This window comes from Streptomyces sp. NPDC004435 (assembly GCF_042873895.1).
Classification (GTDB): Bacteria; Actinomycetota; Actinomycetes; order Streptomycetales; family Streptomycetaceae; genus Streptomyces.
This window is the reverse complement of sequence record NZ_JBIAMB010000032.1, coordinates 39492-65075: the sequence shown is the minus strand read 5'-3', so window position 1 is coordinate 65075 and position 25584 is coordinate 39492. Positions and strand designations below refer to the sequence as shown.

The window sequence follows — 25584 nt, the reverse complement described above, 5'->3', positions numbered from 1 at the left end:
CGCCGGCCCCGCGCTCAGTCGATGTGGACGACCTGGAACGCCTCGGCCATGCGTCCCGGGGGGAGGCCCGCGGCCGTCGCGTGCTCGGAGAGCCAGGTGCGCAGCAGGCCCGCCAGGTCGTCGAAGTGGGCCGTCTGGGAGGTGTGGATGCGCAGCGCCTCGACCTTGCGGTCGAAGACGGGCGTCACGTCCACGTACTGGTTGGGCGTCGGGCCGGTCATCAGCCACAGCTCGTGGACGATCCACGGCTCCAGGCCCTCCTCCTTGAGGAGCGAGGGGTGCGCGAAGGGGTTCCGGGCCTCGGGGTAGACGGCGCGCAGGCAGGCGTCGCCGACGGCCCGGTGGTCGGGGTGGAGGTCGGCGACCCGGGCCCAGTTGATCTCGGGGGAGGGGATGATGGCCCGCTGCGGCCGTACCTCCCGGATCACCCGGCACAGGTCGCGGCGCAGTTCGACGCCGGGTTCGACGAAGCTGTCGGGGTAGCCGAGGAAGCGGACGTCCGCGACGCCGCTCAGTTTCGCCGAGTGGATCTGCTCGGCGCGGCGCAGGTCCGCCATCGCCTGCCGGGGGAGCATCGGGTCGTATCCGCCGGCGCCGCCGTCGGTGACGATGCAGTAGGTGACGCGGGTGCCGCGTTCGATCCACCGCATGACGGTGCCGCTGACGCAGAACTCGATGTCGTCCGGGTGCGCGGCCACCACCAGCAGTGACTCCGGCGCGCCGCGGACGGTCGGGTGGTCGGTCGCGAAGTCCTCCATGGGTCAAGCCTGTTGGGGGTGCGGGGGCGTCGCAAGGCCATCCGGTGGCGTGAACAGGACATGGCACTTACGCGCCATTCAAAAACTTGGTAGATTCAAATCATTGCTTCGCTCGTAGAGGCTGGCAGCACGACCCCGCACCACGACCCGCAGGACTTCGGACGACTCGGAGGCGACCGGCATGTGCAGGATTCTCGGCTCCTTCGCCGCCGGGGCGGACCGCCCCGACCCGGCCGCGCTCGCATCGGCCTCGGCCCGCCAGCGCCACGGCGGCCCCGACGAACACCGGGTGCTCAGCGGCCCCGGCTGGTCCCTCGGCTGCGACCGGCTCGCCGTCACCGACCCGCGCGGCGGACAGCAGCCCTACCGGCTGCCCCACCTCCCCGGCATCCTCGCCGTCCTCAACGGCGAGATCTACAACCACGCCGAGCTCCGCCGCGCCCTCGCCGCCCGCGGCCACCGCTTCCCCGACCGCTGCGACGGCACCCTCCTGCCCGCCCTCTACGCCGAGCACGGGCCCGCCTTCGCCGAACACCTCGACGGCATGTTCGCCGTCGCCGTCCTCGACCTGCGGCCGGGCCGCCACCGACTCGTCCTCGCCGTCGACGACATGGGCATGAAGCCGCTCCACCTCCACCACGACCCCGAGGACGGCTCCACCCGCTTCGCCTCCGAGATCCCCGCGCTCCTCGCCTTCGGAGGCGTCCGCTTCTCCCCGCGCGAGGACTCCCTCGACACCGTCCTCGCCACCCGTACCTCCTTCGCCACCGCCACCGCCCTCGAAGGCGTCGGCGTCCTCCCGCCCGGCGCCACCGCCGTCGTCCGGCCCGGCGCCGCCCCCGTCGTCCGCCGCCGAGGCCCCCACCGCGCCGCACCCGTCGGCGACACCCAGGACGTGCTGCGCCGCGAGGTCCACCGGCTCGCCGACGCCGACGTCCCCGTCTGCGCCGTCACCAGCGGCGGCCTCGACTCCGGGCTCGTCACCGCCCTCGCCGCCGAGCACGCCCGCGAGGCCGACGCGCCGCCGCTCCACACCTTCCACCTCACCTACCGGGGCAACTGGCCAGGCAGCGAGGCCGCCCACGCCCGCTCCGTCGCCCGCCGGGCCCGCACCGTCCACCACGAGATCACCCTCGACCCCGACGAGCTCCCCTCCCTCCTCACCCGCACCGTCCGCCACCTCGGCCAGCCCAACGCCGACCCCATCACCCTCTCCACCTACGCCCTCTTCCGCGCCGTCCGGCAGAACGGCTTCACCGTCGCGCTCACCGGCGACGGCGCCGACGAACTCTTCGGCGGATACGACCGCATGGCCGCCGCCCTCGCCGCCCCGCCCGGCACCGACTGGGCCGCCGCCTACACCGACGCGCTCTCCGCCGCGCCCCGGCTCCTGCGCGAACACCTCTACACCGCCGACTACCGCGCCCACATCGCCGATACGGGCTCCGCCGCCGACCGCATCGAGCAGGAGCTGCGCTCCGCGGAAGCCGTGGGCGCGGACCGGGTCACCGCGACGACCGCGCTGGAGACGCGGTGGCGGCTCCCCGCCTACCACCTGCGGCGCGTCGACCACCTGGCGATGGCCTGGGCCGTCGAGACCCGCCTCCCCTTCTGCCAGCCGGCCGTCGTCACCCACGCCCGCGCCCTGCCGCCCGCCGCGCGCACCGGGAAACGGGCCCTGTACGAGGCGGGCGCCGAGCTGCTCCCCGCGCCGGTGCTGCGCCGGCCCAAGCAGCCCTTCACCCTCCCCGTGGAGGCGATGATCGCCCCCGGCGGCCCGCTGCTCGACACCGTCCGCGAACTCCTCTCCCCGGCCCGCCTCGTCCTCGGCGGCAAGGTCCGCGCCGACCGTGTCGCCCGCCTCCTGGCGCGCCAGCTGGAACGCCCGAACCGGGCCGACGCCCAGGCCCTCTGGGCCCTCGCCGTCCACGAACTCTGGACCGACGTCGTCCGCACGCTGCGGGTCCCGGCGGACTGCGCGGCGGCGTGACGCCCTCCGCGCTGCTCGTGCGGGCCGACGGCGCGCCCGGCCCGACCCTCGTCGTACGGGTGGACCGGATGCCCGGCGGCCTGCTGGGGCTCGGGCGGGAGCTCGCGCGGCTCCCCGCCGCACACGCCAAGATCGCGCTGTACGGGGGCGACGGCGCCGGCGGCCTCCGCTACCGGTTCGTGCAGCGACTGCCCGGCGGCGGGTTCGACTTCCGGGCCGGCTGCGGGCACTCGCTGCTCGCCTGCGTCGTCGCCGAGGGCCGGCCGGGCCCGGTGACCGTCCGCGCGCTCACCACGGGCGACACCGTCCGGTGCGAGCCGGAGCCGCCGGGAGGGGCGTACACCCTGCACTTCCTCCGGCCCCCGGACGCCCCCGGCACCCTGCCCACCGGCCGGCCCAGGGACCGGCTGCTCGGCGTGCCGGTCAGCCTCGTCGCCTACGGGAACCCCTACGTGTTCGTCGACGCCCGGCACGTCCGCGCGCCCGCCCGGGCGCACCTGCTGGCCCTGCGCGCGGAAGCCGCGCGGCTGCTCGGGCATCCGCCGGACTCCGCCCTGCCGAAGGTCGCCGCCGTCGAGGCCACGCCCGCCGGGCTCGCCGTCCGCGCGCTCACCGTCGGCGGCTGGCATCCCCGGCTCGCCGTGACGGGCGCGGCGGCGCTGGCCGCGGCGGGGGCGCTGGACGGGACCGTCGTGCCCCGGGCCGACGGGCCGGTACGGACCCCGGGCGGCACCGTCACCGTCTCGGCCGGCCCCGACCGGGTCAGCGTCCACCACAAACGGGCGGTCGTGCTGCGCGCCTGCCCCCTCCCGTGGCGCATCCACGCAACGGCGTGAACGCGCAGCCCCTTCCGCGGGCCCGGTGCTCCGCTCCTCTGCCACGCTGAAACGGACCGGCCGCAGGAATGCGGTATCCGGTGGAACGCCGTATCCGTGGGGAGAGCAGAGACAGATGAGATTCGAGAATCTGCGTGTCGTCGTGACCGGCGCGTCCCGCTCCTTCGGCCGCGCGCTCGCCGTCGGATTCGCCCATCTCGGGGCCGAGGTCTACGTGTCGGCGCGGACGGTGGAGGCGGCGGAGCGGACCCGTACCGAGGTGCTGGGCTCGGCCAGGGACCGTATCCACGCCTTCGGATGCGACCTCAGTCGCCCCGCGGAGATCCGGGAGTTCGCCGCCCGGGTCGGCGAACACACCGACCGGGTCGACCTGTTGGTGAACAACGGCGCCCGCTGGCTCGACGCCATGGACCTGGAGGCGACGAGCGACGCCGAGATCGTGGAGACCATCGAGTCCACGGCCGGCGGCACCGTCCTCATGGTCAAGCACTTCCTGCCGCTGCTGCGCGGCTCGCTGCGGCCCGACATCGTGAACATGGTGGCCGTGCGGGACGCCGGGGGCGCCTCCGCGACCGCCGCCGGCGGGGCGCACGAGGCGTTCTGGGCGGCGAAGAGCGCGCAGGCCGGGTTCGCGGACATCCTGTCCCGCCGGCTGCGGCCGTCCGGGGTGCGGGTCTTCTCCCTCTTCCCGCCCGACTTCTCCACCGCCGACCCGCGCTTCACGGAGTGGGACGGCATCGACCCGACCGGGGCGGCGGCCGACGACAAGCTCACCACCCAGGCCCTCTTCGAGTGCATCGTCTACGCGGTCGAGCAGCCCCGCGACTGCTTCATCCGCTCCTTCCACTTCGAGCCCCGCTGAACGCACCCACGGCGCCCCCGCGCACCCGCGCACCGGGACACCGAACCCCCGCGCACCCGCGCACCGCGACCCCGAACCCCCGCGCACCCGCGCACCGCGACCCCGAACCCCCGCGCGCGCCCCGCGCCCGTACCCCCGCACACCCGACCCCCGCCCGCCCTCCGAACCACCCCTTCGTGCCGACGCTCAGGAGGCTTCCATGAGCACCCCCGTCTGGATCACCGCGACCCCGCCCGCCACCCACGGCGAACTGCACATCGGCCACCTCGCGGGGCCGTACGTGGCCGCCGACGTCCTGACCAGATACCTGCGGGCCGAGGGCGAGCCCGTCCGCTTCACCACCGGCACCGCCGACCACGCGAGCTCCGTCGAGGTGCGGGCGCGGCAGCTCGGCCGGAAGCCGGAGGAGGTGGCGGAGGGGTACCGGGCCGCGATCACGGCCGACTGGCTGCGCTCGGGCGTCGAGTTCGACCACATCGTCCGGCCCCGCCGCGACCGGGGGTACGGGCGCTGGGTGCGGGAGCTCTTCGCGAAGCTGTACGCGGACGGCGTGATCGCCCCGCGGACCCGCCTCCTGCCGTACTGCGAGCCGTGCGAGCGGTGGCTGTACGGGGCGCACGCCACGGGCTCCTGCCCGCACTGCGGGGCGGCGAGCGACGGCGGGATGTGCCACGAGTGCGCCCGGCCCAACGACGGCGGCGACCTCATCGGCGCCCGCTGCGCGGTCTGCGACGCTCCGGCGGCGGCCCGCCGCTGCCGGCGGCTGTACATCCCGCTGGAGCCGTTCCGGGAGACCCTCGCCGAGTACTGGGCGGCGGCCGGGCTGCCGCCGCGGCTCGCGGCGCTGTGCGAGTCGCTGGTGGAGGACGGCCTGCCGGACATCGCGGTCGGGCACCCGGCGGAGTGGGGGCTCGACGTGCCGGTGGAGGGCTTCCCCGACCACCGGATCGACGGCTGCTTCGAGGCGGCGGCGATGCACCTCTTCGGCCACGACGCCACGCGGCCGCTGCCGGCCCGCGCCATCCACTTCTGCGGCTTCGGGCACTCCTTCTGCCACGCGGTGCTGCTGCCGGTGCTGCTCCTCGCGCAGGGCGTGAAGCTGCCGCAGGACTTCAACGTGAACGAGTCCTTCGTCATCGAGGAGGGGGTGCGGGAGGGGAACGTGTGGGCGCTCGACCTGCTCACCGAGTACGGCTCCGACACGCTGCGCCGGCACGTCCTCCAGGCCCGTCCGCTGGGGCGCAGGACCGTCTTCCGGCGGGACCGGCTGGCGGCGGCCCGCCGGGAGCTGGACGAGAACTGGAACAGCTGGCTGTCCCGGCTCTTCGCGGCGGTCCGCGAGGAGTGCGACGGGCTCGCCCCGCAGGCGCTGCCCGGCGGCACCGGCTGGGAGGTCCTGGAGCGGCGGCTGCACCGGGCGGTGGACGACCTGCGGGAGGCGTACGGCCCCGACGCCTTCGACCCGCGCAGGGCCGTCGCCGTCCTGGACGAGATGGTCCGCTCGGCGGCGGACTTCGGGCACGTCAACGCGCACGAGCGGTGCCGGCCCACCACGGCCTGCCGCCATCTCCCGGCGCTGGCAGCGCAGTTGGCGGTGGCCTCGGCCCTGACGGCGTGGGCGCGGCCGGTGATGCCGGAGGGCGCGGACCGGCTGGCGGCGGCGCTGCGGGTGGAGGCCGGGCGGGCGGTGGACTGGCACGCGCTGATCCCGCCGCTGCCGGGCACCCGGCTCGCCCCGCCCTCGGGCCCGGTCTTCGGCTTCTGAGCCCGCGCCCCGCCCACCCACTTCTAAGCAACTAAGAAATCAGATAGATCCTCGAACCGATCCTCCCTCCCGCCGCGTGCTCCCGGCGCGCCACGCGCGGGGGCACGCGTCTCCCCCACCCCTCAGGAGCCCGCCGTGTCCCTGCGCGTCGCCATGCTCAGCGTCCACACCTCCCCGCTCCACCAGCCCGGGACGGGGGACGCCGGCGGCATGAACGTCTACATGGTCGAACTCTCCCGCGCCCTCGCCGAACAGGGCGTGGAGGTCGACCTGTTCACCCGCTGCCAGGGCGGCGGCGAGGCTCCGGTCACCGGCCTCGCGCCCGGGGTGCGGGTCCGGCAGGTAGTGGCGGGCCCGCGCCGTGCGGTGGCGAAGGAGACCGTCCCCGATCTGGTGCTGCCCTTCGCGCTCGGCCTGCTCCGGGAGGAGCGGGGGTACGACGTGGTCCACTCGCACTACTGGCTCTCCGGGCAGGCCGGCCGGATCGCGGCCTTCGGCTGGGGCACCCCGCTGGTGCACACCGCGCACACCCTGGCCCTGGTGAAGAACGCCCACCTGGGCGAGGGCGACACCCCCGAGCCGGAGGTCCGGATCCTCGGCGAGCGCCGGCTCGCGGCGGAGGCCGAGCGGCTGATCGCCAACACGGCGGACGAGGCGGCGGCGCTGCGGAGCCTGTACGGGGCGGATCCGGCGCGCACCGAGGTCGTCCGCCCCGGGGTGGATCTGCGGACCTTCGCCCCCGGACCGGGGCACGACGCGGGGCGGGCGGCGGCGCGGGCCCGGCTCGGGCTGCCGGCGGACGCGTTCGTGCCGCTGTACGCGGGGCGGATACAGCCGCTGAAGGGGCCGGACGTGCTGGTGCGGGCGGTGGCGGAGCTGCTGCGGATGGCGCCGGGGCTGCGGGAGCGGCTGCTCGTGCCGGTGATCGGCGGGCACTCGGGCGCGGGGGAGCAGGGGGCGGTGGGGCGGCTGGCGGCGGAGCTGGGCGTGGCGGACGTGCTGCGGCCCGGGCCGCCGGTGCCGCAGGAGCGGCTCGCGGAGTGGTTCCGGGCGGCGGACGTGGTGGTGGTGCCGTCCCGGAGCGAGTCCTTCGGCCTGGTGGCGCTGGAGGCGCAGGCGTGCGGGACGCCGGTGCTGGCCTCGGCGGTCGGCGGTCTGCCGACGGCGGTGTGGGAGGGGGTGACGGGGCTCCTCGTGCGGGGGCACGACCCGGAGGAGTACGCCCGCCGGCTGCTGTGGCTCGCGGCGAACCCGCGGGCGCTGGCCACGATGGGGGTGGCGGCGGCCGGACACGCGCGGGGGATGAGCTGGCGGGGGTCGGCGGCGCGGACGGTCGAGGTGTACGAGCGGGCGCTGGCGATGAGGGAGCCGGCCGGGCCGCGGCGGGCGGCGGGGACACGGGTGGGGCAAGGGCGGCGGCACGCCCCTGCCCCGGCGGCCTCTCTCTCCTGGAGGAACGAGAAGGCCGTAGCACGAGTTTAGCATCTCTTTTGGTTCGACCAAAGGTTAGGGGCGCTACGGACCGGCCAATTCCGTTGATTCGGCGGCTGATTGACGCACTCGCGCCATGGCGGGTCCACGCACGGGAGAACGGTGGATTCGTCAACGAGCCCCGGACAGAATGGAGTTGTTCCCAGGGAGAGCCCGGCGGCACGGGCGCCCAGGGACGGGAATCAGCACATTCGCGCTTTGACGAATCCTGGAGGAATCATGTCCGTCGAGCAGAACTCCGGAATGCAGAAGGCCGTCCGCCAGTTCCTGGTCGCTTTCACGGCGTGTCTGGCCGTCGCCGGCGGCGCGGCCTACGCGGTCTCCCCCGGCAACACCCCGGAGAGCCCGGCCCAGCACGCCGGCGTCACCGTCGACTGGCCGCACAACACGGCCACCGCGACCCCCGCCCCGCCGGTGAACTGAAACGCCCGGCAGCAATTTCCGAAAGCCCCGTGATCGCCCTGCCACGATCACGGGGCTTTCGCATGTCCGGAGCGATGCGGGAGGAAATCAGTCGAGCCAGCCGAGCCGCACCGCGCGCACACCCGCCTCGAATCGGCTCGACGCCCCCAATTCCTGCATGAGTTCGGAGAGCATGCGGCTCACCGTGCGCAGCGAGACCCCGAGGTTCCGGGCGATCTTCTCGTCCTTCATGCCGTCCGCGAGCATCTGGAGCGCGGCCCGCTGCTGCTCCGAGAGGCCGTCGCCGCCCCGCTCGGGCGCCACGTCGTCGCCGTACGGGGTGGCCGTGTGCCAGCAGTGCTCGTACAGGCTCAGGCAGGAGCCGACGAGGAGCGGGCCGCGGGCCAGGATCGCGCCCCGCCCCGGCTCCTCGGGGTGCAGCGGCACCATCGCGTACTGCTGGTCCACCAGCACCATGGTCATGGGGAGTTCGGGGGCGATCCGCACCTCGACGCCGAGCTCGGCGCGGCGCTTGAGCACCGCCGCGGCCTCGGGCCGGACGGCGTCCTGGGTGCGGTAGATCGCGCGGATCCGGACACCCTGTGCGAGCTTGCGCGCGTCCCGCTCGAAGATCCGCTCGGGGACCTGGCGGGCCGGGCCCGTGGGGTACATCGAGCAGGACGCCTCCTGGGTGACGTCGACGATGTCCTCCAGGGCCTGCTGGATCCGCCGGTAGTCGGTGATCGCCTCGACCGCGATCTCGGAACCGGCCAGGGTGCCGGGCCGCAGAAAGGTCCCGGCCAGCGTCTCCAGGGTGCCGTACGCCAGGTCCGCCTCGGCGAGGTGTTCGCGGAGCCGGGCCCGCTCCCGGTCCAGGATGCGCAGCAGGGCGATCTCCGGGTCCACCGAGGCGACCGCGTCCTCCTCGGGGCGCCAGTCGGCGTCGCGCAGGTCGGCGGCGGTGGCGTGCCGGCTGGTGGTGGGGACGATCAGACCGAGGGAGAGCAGTTCGGCGCGACATCGCTCGTACTCCGCGGGCGCGAGTCCTAAGCCGGCGGCGACCTCCGCGTAGTTCGACACCCCGCGACGGCGCAGCTCCTGATAGAGCGTCACCAGCAGCCCGGTCCCGCCGTCTCCCGTGCCGCCGTCCGTCGTGACCATGGCGAACCACCCCCTCGTCGTCGCGAAATCGACCTTCCCCGACCGTCAGGCTACGCGCTGCGCCCCGCCCCTCCGAGGTCGTCGGGACCGTTCTCCCCGTCCAGCAGGCCGAGCCGGGCGGCCTTCACGCCCGCCTCGAAGCGGCTGGCCGCGCCGAGTTCGTGCATGACCTCGGAGATGAGCCGGCTGACCGTCCGCAGCGACACCCCGAGGCTGCGGGCCACCTGCTCGTCCTTGATCCCCGAGGCGAGCATCCGCAGCGCGGCCCGCTGCTGTTCGGTCAGTCCGTCGCCGCCGTGCGGGTCGGGTTCCCGGTGGCCGTACGGGGTGGCGGCCCGCCAGCAGTACGCGTACAGGGCGCGGTAGGCGCGGACGAGGCCGGGGCCGCGCGCGAGGATCGCGGGGGAGGCGGGGTCGCGGGGGTCGGTCGGGAGGAGGGCGAAGTGCTCGTCGGCGAGGACCATGTTCATGGGGACGACGGGGGACAGCCGGATCTCGGTGCCGAGCGCGGTGCGGGCGGCGAGGTGCTGGTCCATCTCCGGCACCTGGCCGACCCGGTGGCTGTACATGGCCTGGACGCGGACCCCGCGGGCGAGCCGCGCCCGGTCGCGGTCGAGCTCCAGGGCCATCTCCTCGCGGCGGACCGAGCCGGTGGCCATGGTGTGGACGGAGCCGCGGGCGGTCTCCGTCAGGTCGGCGAGCTCGCGGGCGATCCTCGCCGGATCGTCGACGATCTCCACCTCGACCTCGGAGCCGGGCTCGGCCCGGGCCCGCAGGAACGGTCCGGCGAGGGTCTCCAGGGCGGTGTGCGCGCGGCTGGTCTCGGCGAGCCGGCTCTCCAGCCGGTCCCGCTCGTGCCGCAGCAGTCCGAGCAGGGCGACGTCCGGGGCGATGACCCGGGGCGCGGACGAGGCGGCGTCGATCAGTCCGAGGCCGGTCAACTCGGTGCGGGCGCGGTCCCGTTCGGCGTCGGTGAGCTGGAGCTCGCGGGCCGCGTCGGCGAGCGGGGTGCCCGGGGCGGCCCGGAGCGCCTGGTAGAGGGCGAGTGCCTGCTCGCCTCCTGTACGTACTCCGGCGGCGTTCTTCGACACGGCGGCAGCAGACTCCCCTCGGATCGCGCGGATCCCGTTGAAAACGCCCCGGCAGACCCTGCCACACATTCGAACGTTCCGCACGAGGTTCAGGGGCGGAGCGACGCGGGCGTGATCAGGCGGATTCTTCCGCTTCCCGCGCGCAGTCGGGGCACAGCCCCTTGAAGACCAGTTCGGTCTCCGTGGTCCGCCACCCGGGCAGGCTGCCGCGCGGCGGGGCGGGTGCGGGCGCCGTCACGTTCTCCACCCGGCCGCAGCGCACGCACAGGGCGTGCTGGTGGCGGGGGCCGGAGATCTCGAAGACGGCCGGCAGGCCGGGCCGGTCGAACTTGCCGACCAGGCCGGTCTCCTGGAAGTGCCGCAGCATCTCGTAGACGGCCTGGCTGGTGAGGGTGCCGAGCCGCTCGCGGGCGGTCGAGGTGATCGCCTCGACGTCGAGGTGGCCGCCGGCGGCGAGCACCGAGAGGACCTCCAGGCGCGGTCCGGTGACCCGCAGGCCCACGTCCCGCAGGCGCTGGATCACCGCCTCGCGGCCCGTCAGCTCTTCCACGACTGCCCTCTCGCCCATCTGGTCGGCCCAAACGTTTGCGGGCATCGTACCTCTTGCCCGTCCGCCCCGACAGGCGGCGGGCCGGTCGCCGGGGCCGGTGGCCGGGTACGGCCGCCGGGCCGACCGCCTCAGGTCAGTCGTCCGGGCGGCACACCAGCAGCACCGATTCCGTGCGGTCGTCGATCCGCTGCCGCCGCCGGCCCTCGATGTGCAGTCCCGCCGCGTGCAGTTCGGCCGCCAGCCGGTCCTGGTCCACGATCCACTTGTCGGTGGTCAGCACCGTCCGCTGCGCGGAGAGCTTGCCGGTCCTGGCCGTGTAGTACGTGACCCGCTCGCTCATCGAGGCCAGGTCGAAGTCCTGCCGCGCCACCACCCACTCGTCGATCCCGTCGAAGCGCGGCACCTGGAACGCCCAGGTCCTGCGCGGCTCCGCCACCAGACCCGGCCACAGGTGCGCGGTGTAGTCCAGGGCGAGCGCCCCGCCCGTCTCCAGATGGTCCGCGACCTCCCGCAGCAGGCCGGGGCGCCGGGCCGGCGGGAGCGCCGACACCATCGCGCCCGCGAGCAGCGCGAGCCGGTAACTCCCGCGCAGCCGCAGCTCGGTGAGGTCCGCGCGGTGCGTCACCACGAGGCCGGCCACCTGCGGGCCGATCCGGCGGGCCCAGGCGTCGAGGCGCTCCAGTGCGGAGGCGTCCCGGTCCACGGCCTCCACGGCGAAGCCGTGCCGGGCGAAGGGGACGGCGAGCCGCCCCGCGCCGGAGCCGAGGTCCAGGACGGGTCCGCCGGTGGAGCGGGCGAGGCCGAGGTACCGGACGATGTCCGCGCTGTGCGGGCCGAGCAGGGCGTCGTGCAGCCAGACCGACCCCTCGTCCATCGCGGCGACGGACTCCAGGCCGGGCAGGGCGTCGGAGGCGATCCGCACCCCCGCCCCGGCGGCGGGCGTCCGCTCCCGCTCGTATCGGGACGGCAGGACCGGCGCGAGCACCGCGGGCACGGCGGGCAGGGAAGTGCCGCTCGGGGTGTGCATCGCTCCTCCAGGGGCTCGCTCGGTCCATGCCGTCCTGGGCGAGGCGCCCGTGCCGCCGGGACCGCGCCGCGACCATCGTGACCTGCGGGGGAGCCCCGATCCACCGGATCGGGCTGCGTGAACACGCGATGGCGTGGATCTGCCACGGCCGGTCGGGGAGGAAGGTGCCGTAACGCCGTGGGTCCGGTCTTTACGGCCGGTCGGGGCGGAGGCCTCTCGCGGAGCCGGGGGTCTCGGTCGGGGCGGAGGCCCTCATGGAGCCGGGGGTCTCGGTCGAGGCGGAGGCCCCCCTCGCGGAGCCGGGCTCAGAGCGGGCGGCCCCAGCGCGTCGGCCCGAGCGACGCGAAGCCCCGCTCCCGGTAGAACGGCAGCGCCGGGTCCGCCTCCACCGGCAGCTGCACCCGCTGCTCCCGCGCCTCGTAGCCGCGGGTCCGGTCGGTGGCCGCCGCCAGCAGGGCCGTACCGATCCCGCGGCGGCGCGCGCCCTCCTCGACCGCCAGCGCGTACAGCTCGCCCTCGCCCGGCACCGGGACCCCGCACGCGGCGGCGCCGACGAGCCGGCCCTCGCCGTTCTCCGCGACCAGCCAGCCCAGCCAGCCCGGCGCGCCCCCCGGAATTTCTATTTCCGCGCGTATCCGCGGCAGTGCGCATTGTGTCGAGATCAGCCGGCGCAGCGGGATTTCCTCCAGCATTCCGGCGTAGCTGCTCCGGATCACGTCGGCGAGCAGCCGGGATATCGTCGTCGCGTCGCCGGCCGCTGCCGTACGGACGCCAGCGAGCTGCATCGGATCTGTACCCTTCGCCGTGCCGAGCACCGTGGTGAGCCGGAGCTCCAACGTACCCACAATAGCGAGCGATTCCGGGGTGCGTGACCGATGCGAAATCTACGAATTCGCTTAGTAAATAGCGGAGTTGGTCCGGACATTAGGTCGGGAAGGAACAGCAGGCGACGACGAGCGGAGCCATCGCGAGAGTGGCCGCGCCGATCGTCAGGAGCCCGCGCAGCACGGGGTGTCCCGCGCTGTACGGGGTGAGGATCCGGCGCATCCGGAGGGCGGCCGAGGGCCCGCCCGCGGCGAAGGCGGCCCGCGGTGCGCGGCCCGCCGCGAGGGCGTAGAGCGCGGTGGCGAGCGCGTCGCGGGTGCAGCGGCGCAGCGCCCGGTCGTCGGCGGTCATCTCCAGGAGCAGCGGGACCGCCGTGGAGCCGTGCCGGGCGAGCGGCAGCCTCCGGAAGACCGTGCCGAACGCCTCGGCGGCGGCGACCAGCAGGTGGTGCCGGCCCGCGATGTGCGCCCGTTCGTGGGCGAGGGCGGCGGCGAGCTGCGCGGGGGTGAGCGTGGCGACGGCCCCGGTGGAGACGACGACCCGCCGGCTGCGGCCGGGCAGGCAGTAGACGGCGGGTCGTTCGTGGTCGAGGACGGTGGCGCGCAGCTCGGGGTCGTACCGGCCGATCAGCCGCAGGACGTCCCCGTGCGCCCGGCGGGCCCTGCGGGCCCTCAGCAGTCCGCGGGCGAACGCGGCGGCGGGTACGGCGAGGACGGCGGCGGCCACGAGGAGTGCGGCGGCTTCCCGGCCGCGCAGGGCGAGCAGGGTGCCGGGGGCCGGGAGGCGGAGGGTCAGGACCATGTCGGTGAGGCGGTGGCTGGACGCGTTCGGCAGCAGTAACTGTGCCGGGAGCAGGGCGCTCGCCACCGCGAAGACGGCGCCGCAGGCGGCCCACACGGTGACCGCGAGCCGGGGCACCTGCTGGGCCCAGCGGGCCCGGACGAGCAGCCAGGGCACACCGGCGCCGGAGAGCAGCGCGAGCCCGAGGGGCACGAGGGCGTGGTGGTTCACGAGCGGCCTCCCGGTGCGGCGCCGGTCCCTGCGTCGAGGTCGCCGCGGGCGGCGCGGAGGGCCGCGTCGAGGGCTTCGACGTCCTCGTCGGAGATGGCCTCGACGAAGCGGAGGAGGGCGGCGGGGCGGTCCTGGCTGTCGCCGAGGGCGTCGCTCATGAGCCCGGCGGTGTACTCCTCGCGGCTGCGGACCGGCTCGTAGAGCCAGGCCCGGCCGGCCTTCTCGCGGCGGAGCCAGCCCTTGCGGTGCAGGATGTCGGCCACCGTCATGACGGTGGTGTAGGCGACCCGGCGGCCGCGGTTGATGTCGTCGACGATCTCGCGGACGGTGGCGGGCCGCTGCCAGGCCCACAGCCGGTCCATGATCTCGGCCTCCAGCTCTCCCAGCCGGCGCACGTGCATCCCCTCCCCTCGCGGGCGGCTGTCATGCTACGGGTCGCACACCCGCCCGAGGTATACCCCCCAGGGGTAAGATGGCGGGTTCGTGACGGCCCCGGACACGCCCACCGCCCCCGTGCGGCGGCCCGCGGTCGCGGGCCCCTCGCGCGGGGGCGGTGGTGGACTCCGTCAGGTCCGGATCAGCCGGGCGATCGCCTTGGACGCCTCGCCGACCTTGACCTTCGCCTGGTCCCCGCCGGCCGCGATGGCCTCGGTGACGCAGCAGCTCAGGTGCTCGTCGAGGAGGGCGACCGCGCAGGACTGGAGGGCCGCGTTGATCGCGGAGACCTGGGTCAGGACGTCGATGCAGTAGACGTCCTCGTCGACCATCCGCTGCACCCCCCGGACCTGCCCCTCGATCCGCCGGAGCCTTCTGATGATGTCTTCCTTGTGCTGCACGTAACCGGCCACGGCGGGCTCCCGTCAGGTCAGGGTTTCCGGGTCACTTGTCGGCGGCCTGGAAGCCGCGCAGCCGCAGGCTGTTGCCGACCACGAAGACCGAGGAGAAGGCCATCGCGGCGCCGGCGATCATCGGGTTGAGCAGTCCGGCGGCGGCGAGCGGCAGGGCGGCCACGTTGTAGGCGAAGGCCCAGAAGAGGTTGGACCGGATGGTGCCGAGCGTCTTGCGGGAGAGCCGGATGGCGTCCGCCGCGGCCCGCAGGTCCCCCCGTACGAGGGTCAGGTCGCCGGCCTCGATGGCGGCGTCCGTGCCGGTGCCCATCGCCAGACCGAGGTCGGCCTGGGCGAGCGCGGCGGCGTCGTTGACGCCGTCGCCGACCATGGCGACCGAACGGCCCTCGGCCTGGAGCTTCTTGACGACGTCGACCTTGTCCTGCGGCATGACCTCGGCGATGACCTCGCCGATGCCGACCTCGGCGGCGACGGCCTCCGCGACCGCCTTGTTGTCGCCGGTCAGCAGGATCGGGGTGAGGCCGAGGCCCCGGAGCCGGCGGATCGCCTCCGCGCTGGTCTCCTTGATCGCGTCGGCGACCTCCAGGACCGCGCGGGCCTCCCCGTCCCAGGCGACCGCGATGGCCGTCTTCCCGGCCTTCTCCGCCGCGTCCTTCGCGGCCTTGAGGCTCGCGGGGAGGGACATCGCCCACTCCTCCAGGAGCTTCTCGCGGCCGACCAGGACGGCGTGCCCGTCGACGACGCCCTGGACGCCGAGACCGGGGATGTTGGCGAAGTCCTCGGGGGTGGGCAGGGTGCCGACCTTCGCGGCGGCGCCGGTGGCGACGGCCTGGGCGATCGGGTGCTCGGAGGAGTGCTCCAGGGCGCCGGCCAGCCGCAGCACGTCGGTCTCGTCCGTACCGGCGGCGGTGTGCACCTTCAGGAGGGTCATCCGGCCGGTGGTGACGGTGCCGGTCTTGTCCAGGACGATGGTGTCGACCTTGCGGGTGGTCTCCAGCACCTCGGGGCCCTTGATCAGGATGCCGAGCTGCGCGCCGCGGCCGGTGCCGACCATGAGGGCGGTCGGGGTGGCCAGGCCCAGGGCGCACGGGCAGGCGATGATCAGGACGGCGACGGCCGCGGTGAAGGCGGCGGTCAGGCCCTGCCCGGTGCCGAGCCAGAAGCCGAGGGTGCCGAGCGCGAGCGCGATGACGATCGGCACGAAGACGGCCGAGATCCGGTCGGCGAGCCGCTGGGCGGCGGCCTTGCCGTTCTGCGCGTCCTCGACGAGCTTCGCCATCCGGGCGAGCTGGGTGTCGGCGCCGACGCGGGTGGCCTCGACGACGAGCCGGCCGCCGGCGTTCAGGGTGGCGCCGGTGACCGAGTCGCCGGCGGAGACCTCGACCGGCACGGACTCGCCGGTGAGCATGGAGGCGTCGACGGCGGAGGAGCCCTCGACGACGGTGCCGTCGGTGGCGATCTTCTCGCCGGGGCGGACCAGGAAGCGGTCCCCGACCTGGAGTTCGGCGGTGGGCACGGTGATCTCGCGCCCGTTCCTGATGACGGTGACTTCCTTGGCGCCCAGCTGCATCAGCGCCTTGAGCGCGGCTCCGGCCTTCCGCTTCGAGCGGGCCTCGAAGTAGCGGCCGGCCAGGATGAAGGCGGTGACGCCGGCGGCGGCCTCGAGGTAGATGTTCCCGGCGCCGTCGGTGCGGGCGATGGTGAACTCGAAGGGGTGCGTCATCCCCGGCGTACCGGCGGTGCCGAAGAACAGCGCCCACAGGGACCAGGCGAAGGCGGCGATCGTGCCGACCGAGATCAGCGTGTCCATGGTGGCCGCGCCGTGCCTGGCGTTGGTCCAGGCGGCCTTGTGGAAGGGCCAGGCGGCGTAGACGACGACCGGCGCGGCGAGCGTGAGGCTCAGCCACTGCCAGTACTCGATCTGGAGCGCGGGGATCATCGCCATCGCGATGACGGGGACGGCGAGCGAGACCGCGGTGATCAGCCGCTGCTTCAGCGGGCGCAGCTCCTCGTCGGCCTTCTCCTCGTCGGAGGGGCCGCCGTCGCCGGCACCGGCGTCGGACCGCGGCGGCGCGGGCTCCTCGGCGGTGTAGCCGGTCGCCTCGACGGTGGCGATCAGCTCGGCGACCGGGATGTCGGCGGCGAAGGTGACCTTCGCCTTCTCGGTCGCGTAGTTGACGGTGGCCTCGACCCCGTCCATGCGGTTGAGCTTCTTCTCGATCCGGGCCGCGCACGAGGCGCAGGTCATGCCGCCGATGGCGAGCTCGACCTGGGCGGTGCCGGGGGTCGTCGTGGTCATGAAACTGCTCCCTCTTTCTTCCTGTGCGCGGGGGCCGGGGCCCGGGCGGGGGTACGGGGCGGGCCCCGGCGGCCGGATCGGTCAGGTGCCGCCGGTCAGGCGCGGCCGGTCAGCTCGTAGCCCGCGTCGTCCACCGCCGCGGCGATGGCGGCGTCGTCGGGCGCGCCGTCCGTGGTGACGGTCACCCGGCCGCCGTCGACGTCGACGTCCACGGAGAGGACGCCCTCCAGCGCGCTCACGGAGGTGGTGATCGCGGTCCTGCAGTGGCCGCAGGTCATGCCGGAGACGGCGTAGACGGTGCTGGTGGCGTCGGCGACGGCGACCGCGGTGGTGGTGCCGGTCGAGCAGCTGTTGTCGGGGGTGCAGCAGGAACCCATGTCGTCCTCCATCGTGTGTCCGGTGGACCGGATACCCTCGGGGGGTATCGGTGGTGTGGGTCCATGTATACCCCCCGGTGGTATCCGGCGCAAGTGTCGGACCGGCTTGACTTGATACCCCCCAGGGGTATGGTGAAGTGCAGAGCAAGAGGAACGCCGAGCATGGGAGACAGCCATGAACACCGGAGTGAAGATCACCGCCTTCGCCGCCGCGCTCGCCGCGACCTTCGGCACCGCCTACGGCGTCGGCAAGGGCGTCGGACCGGTGGACGAGCCGAAGAAGGCCGGCCACGGAGAGCACGCCGCCGCGACCCCCGCGCCCAGCGCCTCCGCCTCGGCCGGCGGGCACGAGGGTCACGACGAGGCCCCCGCCCCGGCCGGCGCCGAACTCCCCGGCGGCCTCCAGGTCTCCGACGGCGGCTACACCCTCGCCCTGGAGACCCCCACCCCGCCCGCCGGCCGCAGCACCCTGAAGTTCTCCGTCAAGGACGCCGCCGGGAAGAAGGTCACCGCCTTCACCACCGAGCACGGCAAGGAGCTCCACTTCATCGTCGCCTCGCGCGACCTGACGGTCTTCCGTCACCTCCACCCCGAGAAGGCCGCCGACGGCACCTGGACCGTCGAGGCCGACCTCCCCGCCGCCGGCGGCTACAAGGCGTTCGCCGACTTCAGGCCCGCGGCGAAGGGGGCGAAGGCCCTCACCCTCGGCGTCGACCTCGGCGTCCCCGGCGCCTACGCCCCGAAGCCGCTCCCCGCCGTCGCGCCCACCGTCACCGTCGACGGCTACCAGGTCCGCCTCGGCGGCACGCTCGACCCCGGAAAGGCCGGTGAGCTGCGCCTCACCGTCACCAAGGGCGGCAAGCCGGTCATCGACCTGGAGCCCTACCTCGGCGCGTACGGCCACCTGGTCGCCCTCCGCCAGGGCGACCTCGCCTACCTCCACGTCCACCCCAACGAGGGCGGCCCCGGCCCCGACGTCTCCTTCACCGCGACCGCCCCGAGCACCGGCACGTACCGCCTCTTCCTCGACTTCCAGCACGAGGGCAAGGTCCGCACGGCCGCCTTCACGGTGAAGGCGGGGGCGCCGGGCAAGGTTCCCGCCCCCGCCTCGACGGCGTCGGAGAGCGCCGAGCACGATGCGGGAGGCCACTCGCACGGCTAGTCTGGTCATTGGACTAGACCTGTAGTCGTCATTCATGGAGGAATGGGCGCAATGAGCAACCGTGCTGTCCTGGAGGTGATCGCCCTCGACGAGCAGGACGCGGTCGCCGCCCAGACCGGGGGCGCCGACCGCCTCGAACTCGTCACCGACATGGCGGCGGACGGCCTCACCCCGTCGACGGCCACCTTCACCGCCATCCGCCGCGCCGTCGACATCCCGCTCCGCGTGATGCTCCGCCTCGCCGACGGCTTCGCGGCCGGAGACCCCGCGGAGATCGACGCCCTGGCGGGCCGGGCGGAGGAGCTGCGGGCGGCCGGCGCGGACGAGTTCGTCCTCGGCTTCCTCACCCCCGACGGCGAGCCCGACCTCGTCGCCGTCGAACGGCTCGTCGCGGTCCTCGACGGCGCCCGCTGGACCTTCCACCGCGCCATCGACCGCGCCGCCGACCGCGACGGCCTCCGCAAGCGCCTCGCCGACCTCCCCGGCCTCGACACCTACCTCACCGCGGGCTCCGCCGAGGGCGTGGACGCCGGCCTCCCGGTCCTGGAAGCCGAGGCCGCCCGCACCGGCGAGCCCGGCTACGAACCCCAGATCCTGGTCGGCGGCGGCCTCCGCCTCGACCACCTCCCGCGCCTGCGCGCCGCCGGCCTCACCGCCTTCCACATCGGCGGTGCGGCCCGCCCCCAGGGCTGGGCCGCCCCCGTCTCCCCGGACGCGGTCCGCACCTGGCGGGAGGCGGTCGACGCGTAGCGGGTAGCAGGCGGAGCCGGTACGGAGCCGCGGCAAACCCGGTGCGGAGCCGGTACGGAGCCGCGGTAAACCCGGTGCGGAGCCGCGCGGCCGCTCGTTAGCCTCCCCTCATGGCGGACGAGATCGACGCGGCACTCGTACGGCGGCTCATCGCCGCCCAGTTCCCCCGGTGGGCCGGGCTCGACGTGCGGGCGGTGGCGTCCGCCGGGACCGACAACGCGATGTTCCGGCTCGGGGACGACCTCGTCGTCCGGCTGCCGAAGGCGGAGTGGGCCGGCGGGCAGGCCGAGAAGGAGCGGCGCTGGCTGCCCCGGCTCGCGCCCGCGCTTCCGCTGCCCGTGCCGGTCCCCCTCGGCGCCGGAGTCCCCGGCGAGGGGTTCGGGCAGGCGTGGGGCGTGTACGCCTGGCTGGACGGCGCCGACGCCTGGACCGCGCCCGTCACCGATCTCGCCCACGCGGCAAGGGAGTTGGGGCGCTTCGGCGCCGCCCTGCGCGCGGCCGACGCGACCGGCGGACCCCGCTCCTTCCGCGGCGGCGCCGTCACGGAGTGGGAGGAGGGCGCCCTCCCGCCGGCCGTCGCCGCGCTGGCCGCCGCCGGACTGCTCGACGCGCGGACCGCGCTCGACGCCTGGGAACGGGTCCTGGCGCTCCCCGCCTGGGACCGCCCGCCGGTCTGGCTCCACGGGGACCTGCTGCCGGGGAACCTCCTCACCCGCGCCGGCCGCCTCAGCGCCGTCATCGACTTCGGCGGCCTGGGCACCGGAGACCCCGCCGCCGACCTCCTGCCGGCCTGGACCCTCCTCACCCCGGCCACCCGCCCCCTCTTCCGCGCCGCCTCCCGCCTCGACGACGCAACCTGGGACCGCGGCCGCGGCTGGGCCCTCTGCTGGGGCCTGGTCACCGACCACTACTACGGCGACACCGGCGGCCCCGGCACCGCCCCGACCCCCAACCCCACCCTCGCCGCCGTCGCCCGCAGGGCCTGGACGGAGGCGCTGCCCGAGTACGCCTGACGCGGACCCTCGGGCCGACACCCCGCGAGACCTGTCGTACCGCCGTGATACCCCTGTCCCCATGACCAGGTTCCACGACTTCAACCTCAAGCTCCTCGTCATCGAGGAGCTCATGTACACGGCGGGAACGCTGCTCCCGGTGTACGACGTGCACGCGCGGCTGGCCGAGAAGGGGATCGGCGACGCCGCCTCCCACGTCCTGGAGAACGGCCTCGACGAGCAGGTGCTGCCGGAGTCCCGGGAGTACTTCGAGGCGCTGGAGATCCCGGCCGAGCTGCTCGCCACCGTCGAGGAGCTGTGCTTCGACGCCGGGACGGACGTCTTCCACCACTGCGCCCCGGCCTGGGACGGCGAGGACGACCTCTTCGACGTCCGCTCGCTCGACGACCTCCACCTGCTGCCCAACCTCCGCGAGGTCACGTTCGTGGAGGACGGCGTGCTCGCGGTGGACGGCGCGGCGGAGATCTTCGCCGCGCGGGGCATCGCCACCGACTGAGCCCCGGACCGGACGGACCGGACGGGGGACCGGCTCCGTCCCGCGCCGCCGGCCGGACGAGGGATCGGTTCCGTCCCGCGCCGCCGGGCGGACAAGGGGCCGGTTCCGTCCCGCGCCGCCAGGCGGACCGGGGACCGGATCCGCTCCGTGCCGCCGCGCGTGACCGTGCCGCCGCTCAGTCCCGCGGTGCCAACTGCGCGGGCAGCGGGGCCGCGTGGACGAGGGTGAGACCGGAGACGGCTCGGGTGAGCGCCACGTACAGGCGGCGCAGGCCGGTGCGCTCGTCCGGTTCGCCGTCGACGACCGCGGCCGGCTCGTCGAGGACCACGTAGTCGTACTCCAGGCCCTTCGCCAGGGACGCCGGCACGAGCGTGAGGCGCGACTCCGTGGTCGTCTCCTCGCCGGGGGAGAGGTACGGCATCCCCGCCGCCTCCAGCGCCTCCGCCAGCGGCGCGATCCGCGCGTCGGCGGCGATCAGGCCGATCGAGCCCTCGTTCCGGAGCGCGTCCGCGCAGGCGGCCACCACCGCCGCTTCGGCGGACCCGGTCGTCGTCTCCCGGATCGCGAAGTCGCCCGGGTTCTCCCGTACCGACTCCACCGGCGCGAGCCCCGGCGCCATGTGCGGCAGCAGCCGGGACGCGTACGCGATGACCTCGCTCGGCACGCGGAAGCCGGCGGTCAGCTCCTCCACCCGCGCCTCCGGCTTGCCGAGGTGCGCGAGCGCGCTCTCCCAGCTCCGCGTGGCCCACGGCGTGGTGCCCTGCGCCAGGTCGCCGAGGACCGTCGCCGAACCCGTCGTGCACCGCCGGCCCACCGCCCGGTACTGCATGGGGGAGAGGTCCTGGGCCTCGTCGAGGACGACGTGCCCGAGCGAGTGGGTGCGCTCCACCAGGTCCGTCGCCTCGTCGATCAGCACCGCGTCCGCCGCCGACCACTTCGCCGTCTTCACGCTCCGCGCGGGCTTCGCCCACAGCAGCAGCTTCTGCTCCTCGTCGCTCAGCACCCCGTCGGCGTGCTCCGCCAGGAACTCCGGGTCGCTCAGCAGCCGCAGCACCAGCTTCGGCGGATCGATCTGCGGCCAGCACTCCTTCACGACCGCCTTCACCGCCGCGTTCCGGGCCACCGCGTTCTGCACCCGGTCGTCGGGGGCCTCACCGGCCTGCTCCATCCGCACCAGGACGGCGTGCGCGATCCGCTGCGGCAGCGCCTCGCGAGCCGCCCCGTACCGGATGTCACGCTCCGTCAGTTCGCGGACCATCTCCTCCAGTTCGTACGCGGGGACCCGCCAGCGCCGCGAGCCGCGGACCACCATCAGCGGCTCCGCCGGCAGCTTCACGTGCGAGCGGACGGCCCGCCGCAGCACCTCCGCCATCCGGGCGTCGCCCTTCACGACCGCCGTCGGCGCCTCGTCCGTACCGCGCACCTCCACGTGCGCCACGAGGTCGTCGACGGTCGCCTGCTTCACCTCCAGCTCGCCCAGCGCGGGCAGCACCTGCTCGATGTAGTGGAGGAAGGACCGGTTCGGGCCGATGACGAGCGTCCCGGTCCGGGCGAGCCGCTCCCGGTGGGCGTACAGCAGATAGGCGACACGGTGCAGACCGACCGCGGTTTTTCCGGTACCGGGGCCGCCCTGCACGCACACCGTGCCGGAGAGGCCGGCGCGCACGATCTCGTCCTGCTCGGGCTGGATCGTCGCCACGATGTCCCGCATGGGGCCCACGCGCGGCCGCTCGATCTCCGTCTGGAGCAGCTTGCTGGTCCGCTCCAGCTCGGACGGGTCGGACAGGTGCTCGTCCTCGTACGCGGTGAGCTCGCCGCCCGTGTAGCCGAAGCGGCGGCGCAGCCCCACGTCCCGCGGGTCCTTCTTCGACGCCTGGTAGTACGGCTGCGAGACCGGCGCGCGCCAGTCGATGACCATGGGGTCGCCGTGCGCGTCGTGGACGTGCCGGCGGCCGATGTAGAAGCGCTGCCCCTGCTGGGTGGGCGGCAGGTAGTCGAGCCGGCCGAAGAAGAGCGGGGTGTGGGCGAGGTCCGCGAGCGCCTTGACGCGGTCCTCGATCTGGCGTTCCAGGACGATCGAGTTGACCCAGTTCGCCGTGACGTCCTTGATGTCCAGCGCCTCCACCTCCTCGCGCATCGCGCGCAGGGCGGCACGGGAGGCGGAGAGGTGGGTCCGCTCGCGTACGAGCGGGTCGTCGGTGGGCACAGCTGCGGACACGGTGAAGCCTCCGGTCGGGCAAGCGGACGGACACACGGGCAGGGCGATGTGGCCGCCGGTTTCCGACCGGACGGCGGCGCGCTCCTCGTGCGCGTACGCGTCCGGGAGGCGGGGAAGCCGGTGATTCTAACTCCGCCCCGGGGGCGGGTGCGAATCGTTTTCCCGTAGGGGGAGGGGTCCGCCGTAAGGGGGACGCGGGTTCCATCCCCAGGCCGATGTGTTCGGAATGTCCGGATTCCAGAATGGAAGCATGACCGCGACGACCTTCACCCTCGTGACCACCGTCCCCCGCCCCCGCCCCCGCCACCTGATGGCGGCCCTGCGGGCCTTCGGCTCGGCCGCCGTCGAGGTCGCCCTCCTGGGCGACTACGGCGACGACCCGGGCCCCGGAGGCGCGGGCCGAAGCGACGCGGGCCTGAGCGGCGCGGGCGTCAGGAACCCCCGCCCGGTGTACGCCCCCGCCGCGCCCCCGGACTGAGTACCCGCCCGCCCCGGCTGAGTACGCGCGCCCCTGCCGGCGCCCCCGGCGCGCTGCTGGGATGGAGGCATGGCGACGCACCCGCACCCCACCACCGCCCCCACCACCATCGATCCCGCCCCCGACCCGTACGCCCCGAGCCCCCTCGCGCTCCGTGCCTTCGCGGGCTTCGGCCTGCTGCTCGTCGCGGTCTGCGTGGTCGCCACCATGGCGGTCACCCTCACCGACGCCATCTCCGGCGACGGCGTCGGCGGGGGCTTCGTCACGGCCGGCTTCTGGGCCTGCGGCCTCGCCGCCCTGGCGGGCGTGGCGGCCCTCGCCGCACCCCGCGGCGCCCTCGTCGTCGCCCAGTACTCCCTGGCCCTCGCGGGCCCGCTCCTGGCCCTGATGGACTGAGGCCGGAGCAGGCCCTCCTGCGGCAAGGCCGCAGCCCGCCCCGCCCTACGGCGCCAGCAGCTCGTCCGCGTCGACGATGCGGTACGCGTACCCCTGCTCGGCGAGGAAGCGCTGCCGGTGGGCGGCGAAGTCCTGGTCGATGGTGTCGCGGGCCACGACCGAGTAGAAGTGCGCCTGGTGGCCGTCGGCCTTCGGGCGCAGCACGCGGCCGAGGCGCTGGGCCTCCTCCTGGCGGGAGCCGAAGGTGCCGGACACCTGGATGGCGACGGTCGCCTCCGGCAGGTCGATGGAGAAGTTGGCGACCTTGGAGACGACGAGGACGTTGATCTCGCCGTTGCGGAACGCGTCGAAGAGCCGCTCCCGCTCCTTGTTCGACGTCTCGCCCTTGATGACCGGCGCGTCGAGGTGCGCGCCCAGTTCGTCGAGCTGGTCGATGTACTGGCCGATGACGAGGATCTGCTGCCCGGCGAACCGCCGCACCAGCGCCTCGGTCACCCGTCGCTTCGTGGCCGTCGTCGCGCAGAAGCGGTACTTCTCCTCCGCCTCCGCCGTCGCGTAGGCGAGCCGCTCGGAGTCGGTGAGGTTCACCCGCACCTCGACGCAGTCGGCGGGCGCGATGTACCCCTGCGCCTCGATCTCCTTCCACGGCGCGTCGAACCGCTTGGGCCCGATCAGCGAGAAGACGTCCGCCTCCTTGCCGTCCTCGCGCACCAGCGTCGCGGTCAGACCGAGCCGGCGGCGGGCCTGGAGGTCGGCGGTGAACTTGAAGACCGGCGCGGGCAGCAGGTGCACCTCGTCGTAGACGATCAGGCCCCAGTCGCGGGAGTCGAAGAGCTCCAGGTGCGGGTAGACGCCCTTCCGCTTGGTGGTGAGGACCTGGTAGGTGGCGATGGTGACGGGCCGGATCTCCTTCTTCGTCCCGCTGTACTCGCCGATCTCGTCCTCGGTCAGCGAGGTCCGCCGGACCAGCTCGTTCTTCCACTGCCGGGCGGAGACGGTGTTGGTGACGAGGATCAGCGTCGTCGCCTTCGCCTTGGCCATCGCCCCCGCGCCGACCAGTGTCTTCCCCGCGCCGCAGGGCAGCACGACGACCCCGGAGCCGCCGTGCCAGAACCCCTCCACGGCGTGCTGCTGGTACGGCCGCAGGCTCCAGCCGTCCTCCGCGAGCTCGATCGCGTGCGCCTCGCCGTCGACGTACCCGGCGAGGTCCTCGGCGGGCCAGCCCAGCTTCAGCAGCGTCTGCTTGATCTGCCCCCGCTCGGACGGGTGCACGGCCACCGTGTCGGGGTCGATCCGCGCCCCCACCAGCGGCTGCACCCGCTTCGACCGCAGGATCTCCTCCAGGACCGGCCGGTCCGTGGTCGTCAGCACGAGACCGTGGGCGGGGTGCTTGGAGAGCGTCAGCCGCCCGTACCGGCCCATCGTCTCGGCGATGTCGACGAGCAGCGCGTGCGGCACCGGGTACCGCGAGTACTCCACCAGCGCGTCCACGACCTGCTCGGCGTCGTGCCCGGCCGCCCGCGCGTTCCACAGCCCGAGCGGCGTCACCCGGTACGTGTGGATGTGCTCCGGCGCCCGCTCCAGCTCGGCGAAGGGCGCGATGGCCCGCCGGCACGCCTCGGCGAGCTCGTGGTCGACCTCCAGGAGCAGTGTCTTGTCGCTCTGGACGATGAGTGGACCGTTCACGTGTGTGGGTTCCCTTCCGCGCGGCCAAACATCCAGTCTGCACGACGTCCGACGGATGTCGGTGGGGGCTGCCATCCTGAAACCGACCGGTT

The 25584-nt window shown here is 74.4% G+C and carries 25 protein-coding genes; 12 read left to right on the top strand and 13 right to left on the bottom strand.

Going from position 1 to position 25584, the window contains the following annotated elements:
- Positions 1-14: 14 nt before the first annotated feature.
- A complete protein-coding gene (locus tag ACFYT9_RS37485; RefSeq protein WP_376597978.1) occupies positions 15-758 on the bottom strand; it encodes a PIG-L deacetylase family protein in 744 nt (247 codons plus the stop codon).
- A 181-nt stretch (positions 759-939) separates the two neighbouring features.
- On the opposite strand from ACFYT9_RS37485, the gene asnB reads away from it, so the two are divergent.
- From asnB to ACFYT9_RS37455, 6 genes are all read left to right on the top strand, one after another.
- Positions 940-2748: an asparagine synthase (glutamine-hydrolyzing) gene (gene asnB / locus ACFYT9_RS37480; protein WP_389171241.1), complete on the top strand. Its 1809-nt coding sequence runs from the start codon at positions 940-942 to the stop codon at positions 2746-2748.
- Positions 2745-3584 (top strand): hypothetical protein, encoded by an 840-nt coding sequence (locus ACFYT9_RS37475; RefSeq protein WP_389171238.1) that lies wholly within the window; start codon positions 2745-2747, stop codon positions 3582-3584. Before asnB ends, ACFYT9_RS37475 begins: the two co-directional genes overlap by 4 nt.
- A gap of 115 nt (positions 3585-3699) precedes the next feature.
- Positions 3700-4446 (top strand): SDR family oxidoreductase, encoded by a 747-nt coding sequence (locus tag ACFYT9_RS37470; protein WP_389171235.1) that lies wholly within the window; start codon positions 3700-3702, stop codon positions 4444-4446.
- A gap of 199 nt (positions 4447-4645) precedes the next feature.
- Positions 4646-6211: a class I tRNA ligase family protein gene (locus ACFYT9_RS37465; protein WP_389171233.1), complete on the top strand. Its 1566-nt coding sequence runs from the start codon at positions 4646-4648 to the stop codon at positions 6209-6211.
- A 153-nt stretch (positions 6212-6364) separates the two neighbouring features.
- Positions 6365-7693, top strand: a complete 1329-nt coding sequence (gene mshA, locus ACFYT9_RS37460; protein WP_389171258.1) for a D-inositol-3-phosphate glycosyltransferase — start codon at positions 6365-6367, stop codon at positions 7691-7693.
- A gap of 228 nt (positions 7694-7921) precedes the next feature.
- A complete protein-coding gene (locus ACFYT9_RS37455; protein ID WP_389171230.1) occupies positions 7922-8125 on the top strand; it encodes a hypothetical protein in 204 nt (67 codons plus the stop codon).
- Positions 8126-8212: 87 nt separating this feature from the next.
- Here ACFYT9_RS37455 and ACFYT9_RS37450 read toward each other — a convergent pair whose 3' ends face one another.
- The 10 genes from ACFYT9_RS37450 to ACFYT9_RS37405 all read right to left on the bottom strand — a co-directional run bounded on the left by ACFYT9_RS37450 (position 8213) and on the right by ACFYT9_RS37405 (position 17293).
- The gene (locus ACFYT9_RS37450) at positions 8213-9265 is read right to left on the bottom strand and encodes a LuxR C-terminal-related transcriptional regulator (protein WP_376602845.1); all 1053 of its coding nucleotides are present in this window, start codon (positions 9263-9265) and stop codon (positions 8213-8215) included.
- Positions 9266-9315: 50 nt separating this feature from the next.
- Positions 9316-10356, bottom strand: a complete 1041-nt coding sequence (locus ACFYT9_RS37445; RefSeq protein ID WP_376602846.1) for a LuxR C-terminal-related transcriptional regulator — start codon at positions 10354-10356, stop codon at positions 9316-9318.
- 115 nt (positions 10357-10471) lie between these two features.
- Positions 10472-10951, bottom strand: a complete 480-nt coding sequence (locus ACFYT9_RS37440; RefSeq protein WP_376602847.1) for a Fur family transcriptional regulator — start codon at positions 10949-10951, stop codon at positions 10472-10474.
- A gap of 88 nt (positions 10952-11039) precedes the next feature.
- A complete protein-coding gene (locus ACFYT9_RS37435) occupies positions 11040-11933 on the bottom strand; it encodes an SAM-dependent methyltransferase (RefSeq protein ID WP_387277368.1) in 894 nt (297 codons plus the stop codon).
- Between the two features lie 305 nt (positions 11934-12238).
- Complete coding sequence (locus ACFYT9_RS37430; RefSeq protein ID WP_376602849.1) at positions 12239-12718, bottom strand: GNAT family N-acetyltransferase; 480 nt, start codon at positions 12716-12718, stop codon at positions 12239-12241.
- Between the two features lie 139 nt (positions 12719-12857).
- A complete protein-coding gene (locus ACFYT9_RS37425; protein WP_387277370.1) occupies positions 12858-13769 on the bottom strand; it encodes a M56 family metallopeptidase in 912 nt (303 codons plus the stop codon).
- Positions 13766-14164 (bottom strand): BlaI/MecI/CopY family transcriptional regulator, encoded by a 399-nt coding sequence (locus ACFYT9_RS37420; protein ID WP_387277372.1) that lies wholly within the window; start codon positions 14162-14164, stop codon positions 13766-13768. The genes ACFYT9_RS37425 and ACFYT9_RS37420 overlap by 4 nt, the downstream gene beginning before the upstream one ends.
- 171 nt (positions 14165-14335) lie before the next feature.
- The gene (locus ACFYT9_RS37415) at positions 14336-14617 is read right to left on the bottom strand and encodes a metal-sensitive transcriptional regulator (protein WP_031010474.1); all 282 of its coding nucleotides are present in this window, start codon (positions 14615-14617) and stop codon (positions 14336-14338) included.
- Between the two features lie 31 nt (positions 14618-14648).
- Positions 14649-16916: a heavy metal translocating P-type ATPase gene (locus ACFYT9_RS37410; RefSeq protein WP_389171223.1), complete on the bottom strand. Its 2268-nt coding sequence runs from the start codon at positions 16914-16916 to the stop codon at positions 14649-14651.
- 95 nt (positions 16917-17011) lie between these two features.
- Complete coding sequence (locus ACFYT9_RS37405) at positions 17012-17293, bottom strand: heavy-metal-associated domain-containing protein (RefSeq protein WP_376595756.1); 282 nt, start codon at positions 17291-17293, stop codon at positions 17012-17014.
- Positions 17294-17468: 175 nt separating this feature from the next.
- Here ACFYT9_RS37405 and ACFYT9_RS37400 point away from each other — a divergent pair, with 175 nt between their 5' ends.
- The 4 genes from ACFYT9_RS37400 to ACFYT9_RS37385 all read left to right on the top strand — a co-directional run bounded on the left by ACFYT9_RS37400 (position 17469) and on the right by ACFYT9_RS37385 (position 20714).
- Positions 17469-18455 carry a hypothetical protein gene (locus ACFYT9_RS37400; protein WP_389171220.1) on the top strand — a complete coding sequence of 329 codons (987 nt, stop codon included), beginning with the start codon at positions 17469-17471 and terminating at the stop codon, positions 18453-18455.
- Between the two features lie 51 nt (positions 18456-18506).
- Positions 18507-19205, top strand: coding sequence for a copper homeostasis protein CutC (locus ACFYT9_RS37395; protein ID WP_376595758.1), 699 nt, complete (start codon positions 18507-18509; stop codon positions 19203-19205).
- A gap of 110 nt (positions 19206-19315) precedes the next feature.
- Positions 19316-20218, top strand: coding sequence for an aminoglycoside phosphotransferase family protein (locus ACFYT9_RS37390; protein WP_389171216.1), 903 nt, complete (start codon positions 19316-19318; stop codon positions 20216-20218).
- 61 nt (positions 20219-20279) lie between these two features.
- Complete coding sequence (locus ACFYT9_RS37385) at positions 20280-20714, top strand: DUF6892 domain-containing protein (RefSeq protein ID WP_376595765.1); 435 nt, start codon at positions 20280-20282, stop codon at positions 20712-20714.
- 175 nt (positions 20715-20889) lie between these two features.
- Here the strand turns inward: ACFYT9_RS37385 and ACFYT9_RS37380 are convergent, their stop codons facing one another.
- Complete coding sequence (locus tag ACFYT9_RS37380; protein ID WP_389171213.1) at positions 20890-22932, bottom strand: HelD family protein; 2043 nt, start codon at positions 22930-22932, stop codon at positions 20890-20892.
- A 250-nt stretch (positions 22933-23182) separates the two neighbouring features.
- Here ACFYT9_RS37380 and ACFYT9_RS37375 point away from each other — a divergent pair, with 250 nt between their 5' ends.
- Both ACFYT9_RS37375 and ACFYT9_RS37370 read left to right on the top strand, forming a co-directional pair.
- The gene (locus tag ACFYT9_RS37375; RefSeq protein ID WP_376595767.1) at positions 23183-23410 is read left to right on the top strand and encodes a hypothetical protein; all 228 of its coding nucleotides are present in this window, start codon (positions 23183-23185) and stop codon (positions 23408-23410) included.
- Positions 23411-23479: 69 nt separating this feature from the next.
- Positions 23480-23806, top strand: coding sequence for a hypothetical protein (locus tag ACFYT9_RS37370; RefSeq protein WP_389171210.1), 327 nt, complete (start codon positions 23480-23482; stop codon positions 23804-23806).
- Between the two features lie 45 nt (positions 23807-23851).
- Here the strand turns inward: ACFYT9_RS37370 and ACFYT9_RS37365 are convergent, their stop codons facing one another.
- Positions 23852-25492, bottom strand: coding sequence for a DNA repair helicase XPB (locus ACFYT9_RS37365; protein WP_387277396.1), 1641 nt, complete (start codon positions 25490-25492; stop codon positions 23852-23854).
- Positions 25493-25584 lie beyond the last annotated feature (92 nt).

Bases quoted from the DNA above. Each gene is read 5' to 3' on its own strand.
- ACFYT9_RS37405 (WP_376595756.1), bottom strand. From the start codon at position 17,293: ATGGGTTCCTGCTGCACCCCCGACAACAGCTGCTCGACCGGCACCACC.
- ACFYT9_RS37390 (WP_389171216.1), top strand. From the start codon at position 19,316: ATGGCGGACGAGATCGACGCGGCACTCGTACGGCGGCTCATCGCCGCC.
- ACFYT9_RS37485 (WP_376597978.1), bottom strand. From the start codon at position 758: ATGGAGGACTTCGCGACCGACCACCCGACCGTCCGCGGCGCGCCGGAG.
- ACFYT9_RS37400 (WP_389171220.1), top strand. From the start codon at position 17,469: ATGAACACCGGAGTGAAGATCACCGCCTTCGCCGCCGCGCTCGCCGCG.
- ACFYT9_RS37395 (WP_376595758.1), top strand. From the start codon at position 18,507: ATGAGCAACCGTGCTGTCCTGGAGGTGATCGCCCTCGACGAGCAGGAC.
- ACFYT9_RS37375 (WP_376595767.1), top strand. From the start codon at position 23,183: ATGACCGCGACGACCTTCACCCTCGTGACCACCGTCCCCCGCCCCCGC.
- ACFYT9_RS37470 (WP_389171235.1), top strand. From the start codon at position 3,700: ATGAGATTCGAGAATCTGCGTGTCGTCGTGACCGGCGCGTCCCGCTCC.
- ACFYT9_RS37370 (WP_389171210.1), top strand. From the start codon at position 23,480: ATGGCGACGCACCCGCACCCCACCACCGCCCCCACCACCATCGATCCC.
- ACFYT9_RS37455 (WP_389171230.1), top strand. From the start codon at position 7,922: ATGTCCGTCGAGCAGAACTCCGGAATGCAGAAGGCCGTCCGCCAGTTC.
- ACFYT9_RS37450 (WP_376602845.1), bottom strand. From the start codon at position 9,265: ATGGTCACGACGGACGGCGGCACGGGAGACGGCGGGACCGGGCTGCTG.
- ACFYT9_RS37440 (WP_376602847.1), bottom strand. From the start codon at position 10,951: ATGCCCGCAAACGTTTGGGCCGACCAGATGGGCGAGAGGGCAGTCGTG.
- ACFYT9_RS37435 (WP_387277368.1), bottom strand. From the start codon at position 11,933: ATGCACACCCCGAGCGGCACTTCCCTGCCCGCCGTGCCCGCGGTGCTC.
- asnB (WP_389171241.1), top strand. From the start codon at position 940: ATGTGCAGGATTCTCGGCTCCTTCGCCGCCGGGGCGGACCGCCCCGAC.
- ACFYT9_RS37465 (WP_389171233.1), top strand. From the start codon at position 4,646: ATGAGCACCCCCGTCTGGATCACCGCGACCCCGCCCGCCACCCACGGC.
- mshA (WP_389171258.1), top strand. From the start codon at position 6,365: ATGCTCAGCGTCCACACCTCCCCGCTCCACCAGCCCGGGACGGGGGAC.
- ACFYT9_RS37410 (WP_389171223.1), bottom strand. From the start codon at position 16,916: ATGACCACGACGACCCCCGGCACCGCCCAGGTCGAGCTCGCCATCGGC.
- ACFYT9_RS37430 (WP_376602849.1), bottom strand. From the start codon at position 12,718: ATGCAGCTCGCTGGCGTCCGTACGGCAGCGGCCGGCGACGCGACGACG.
- ACFYT9_RS37385 (WP_376595765.1), top strand. From the start codon at position 20,280: ATGACCAGGTTCCACGACTTCAACCTCAAGCTCCTCGTCATCGAGGAG.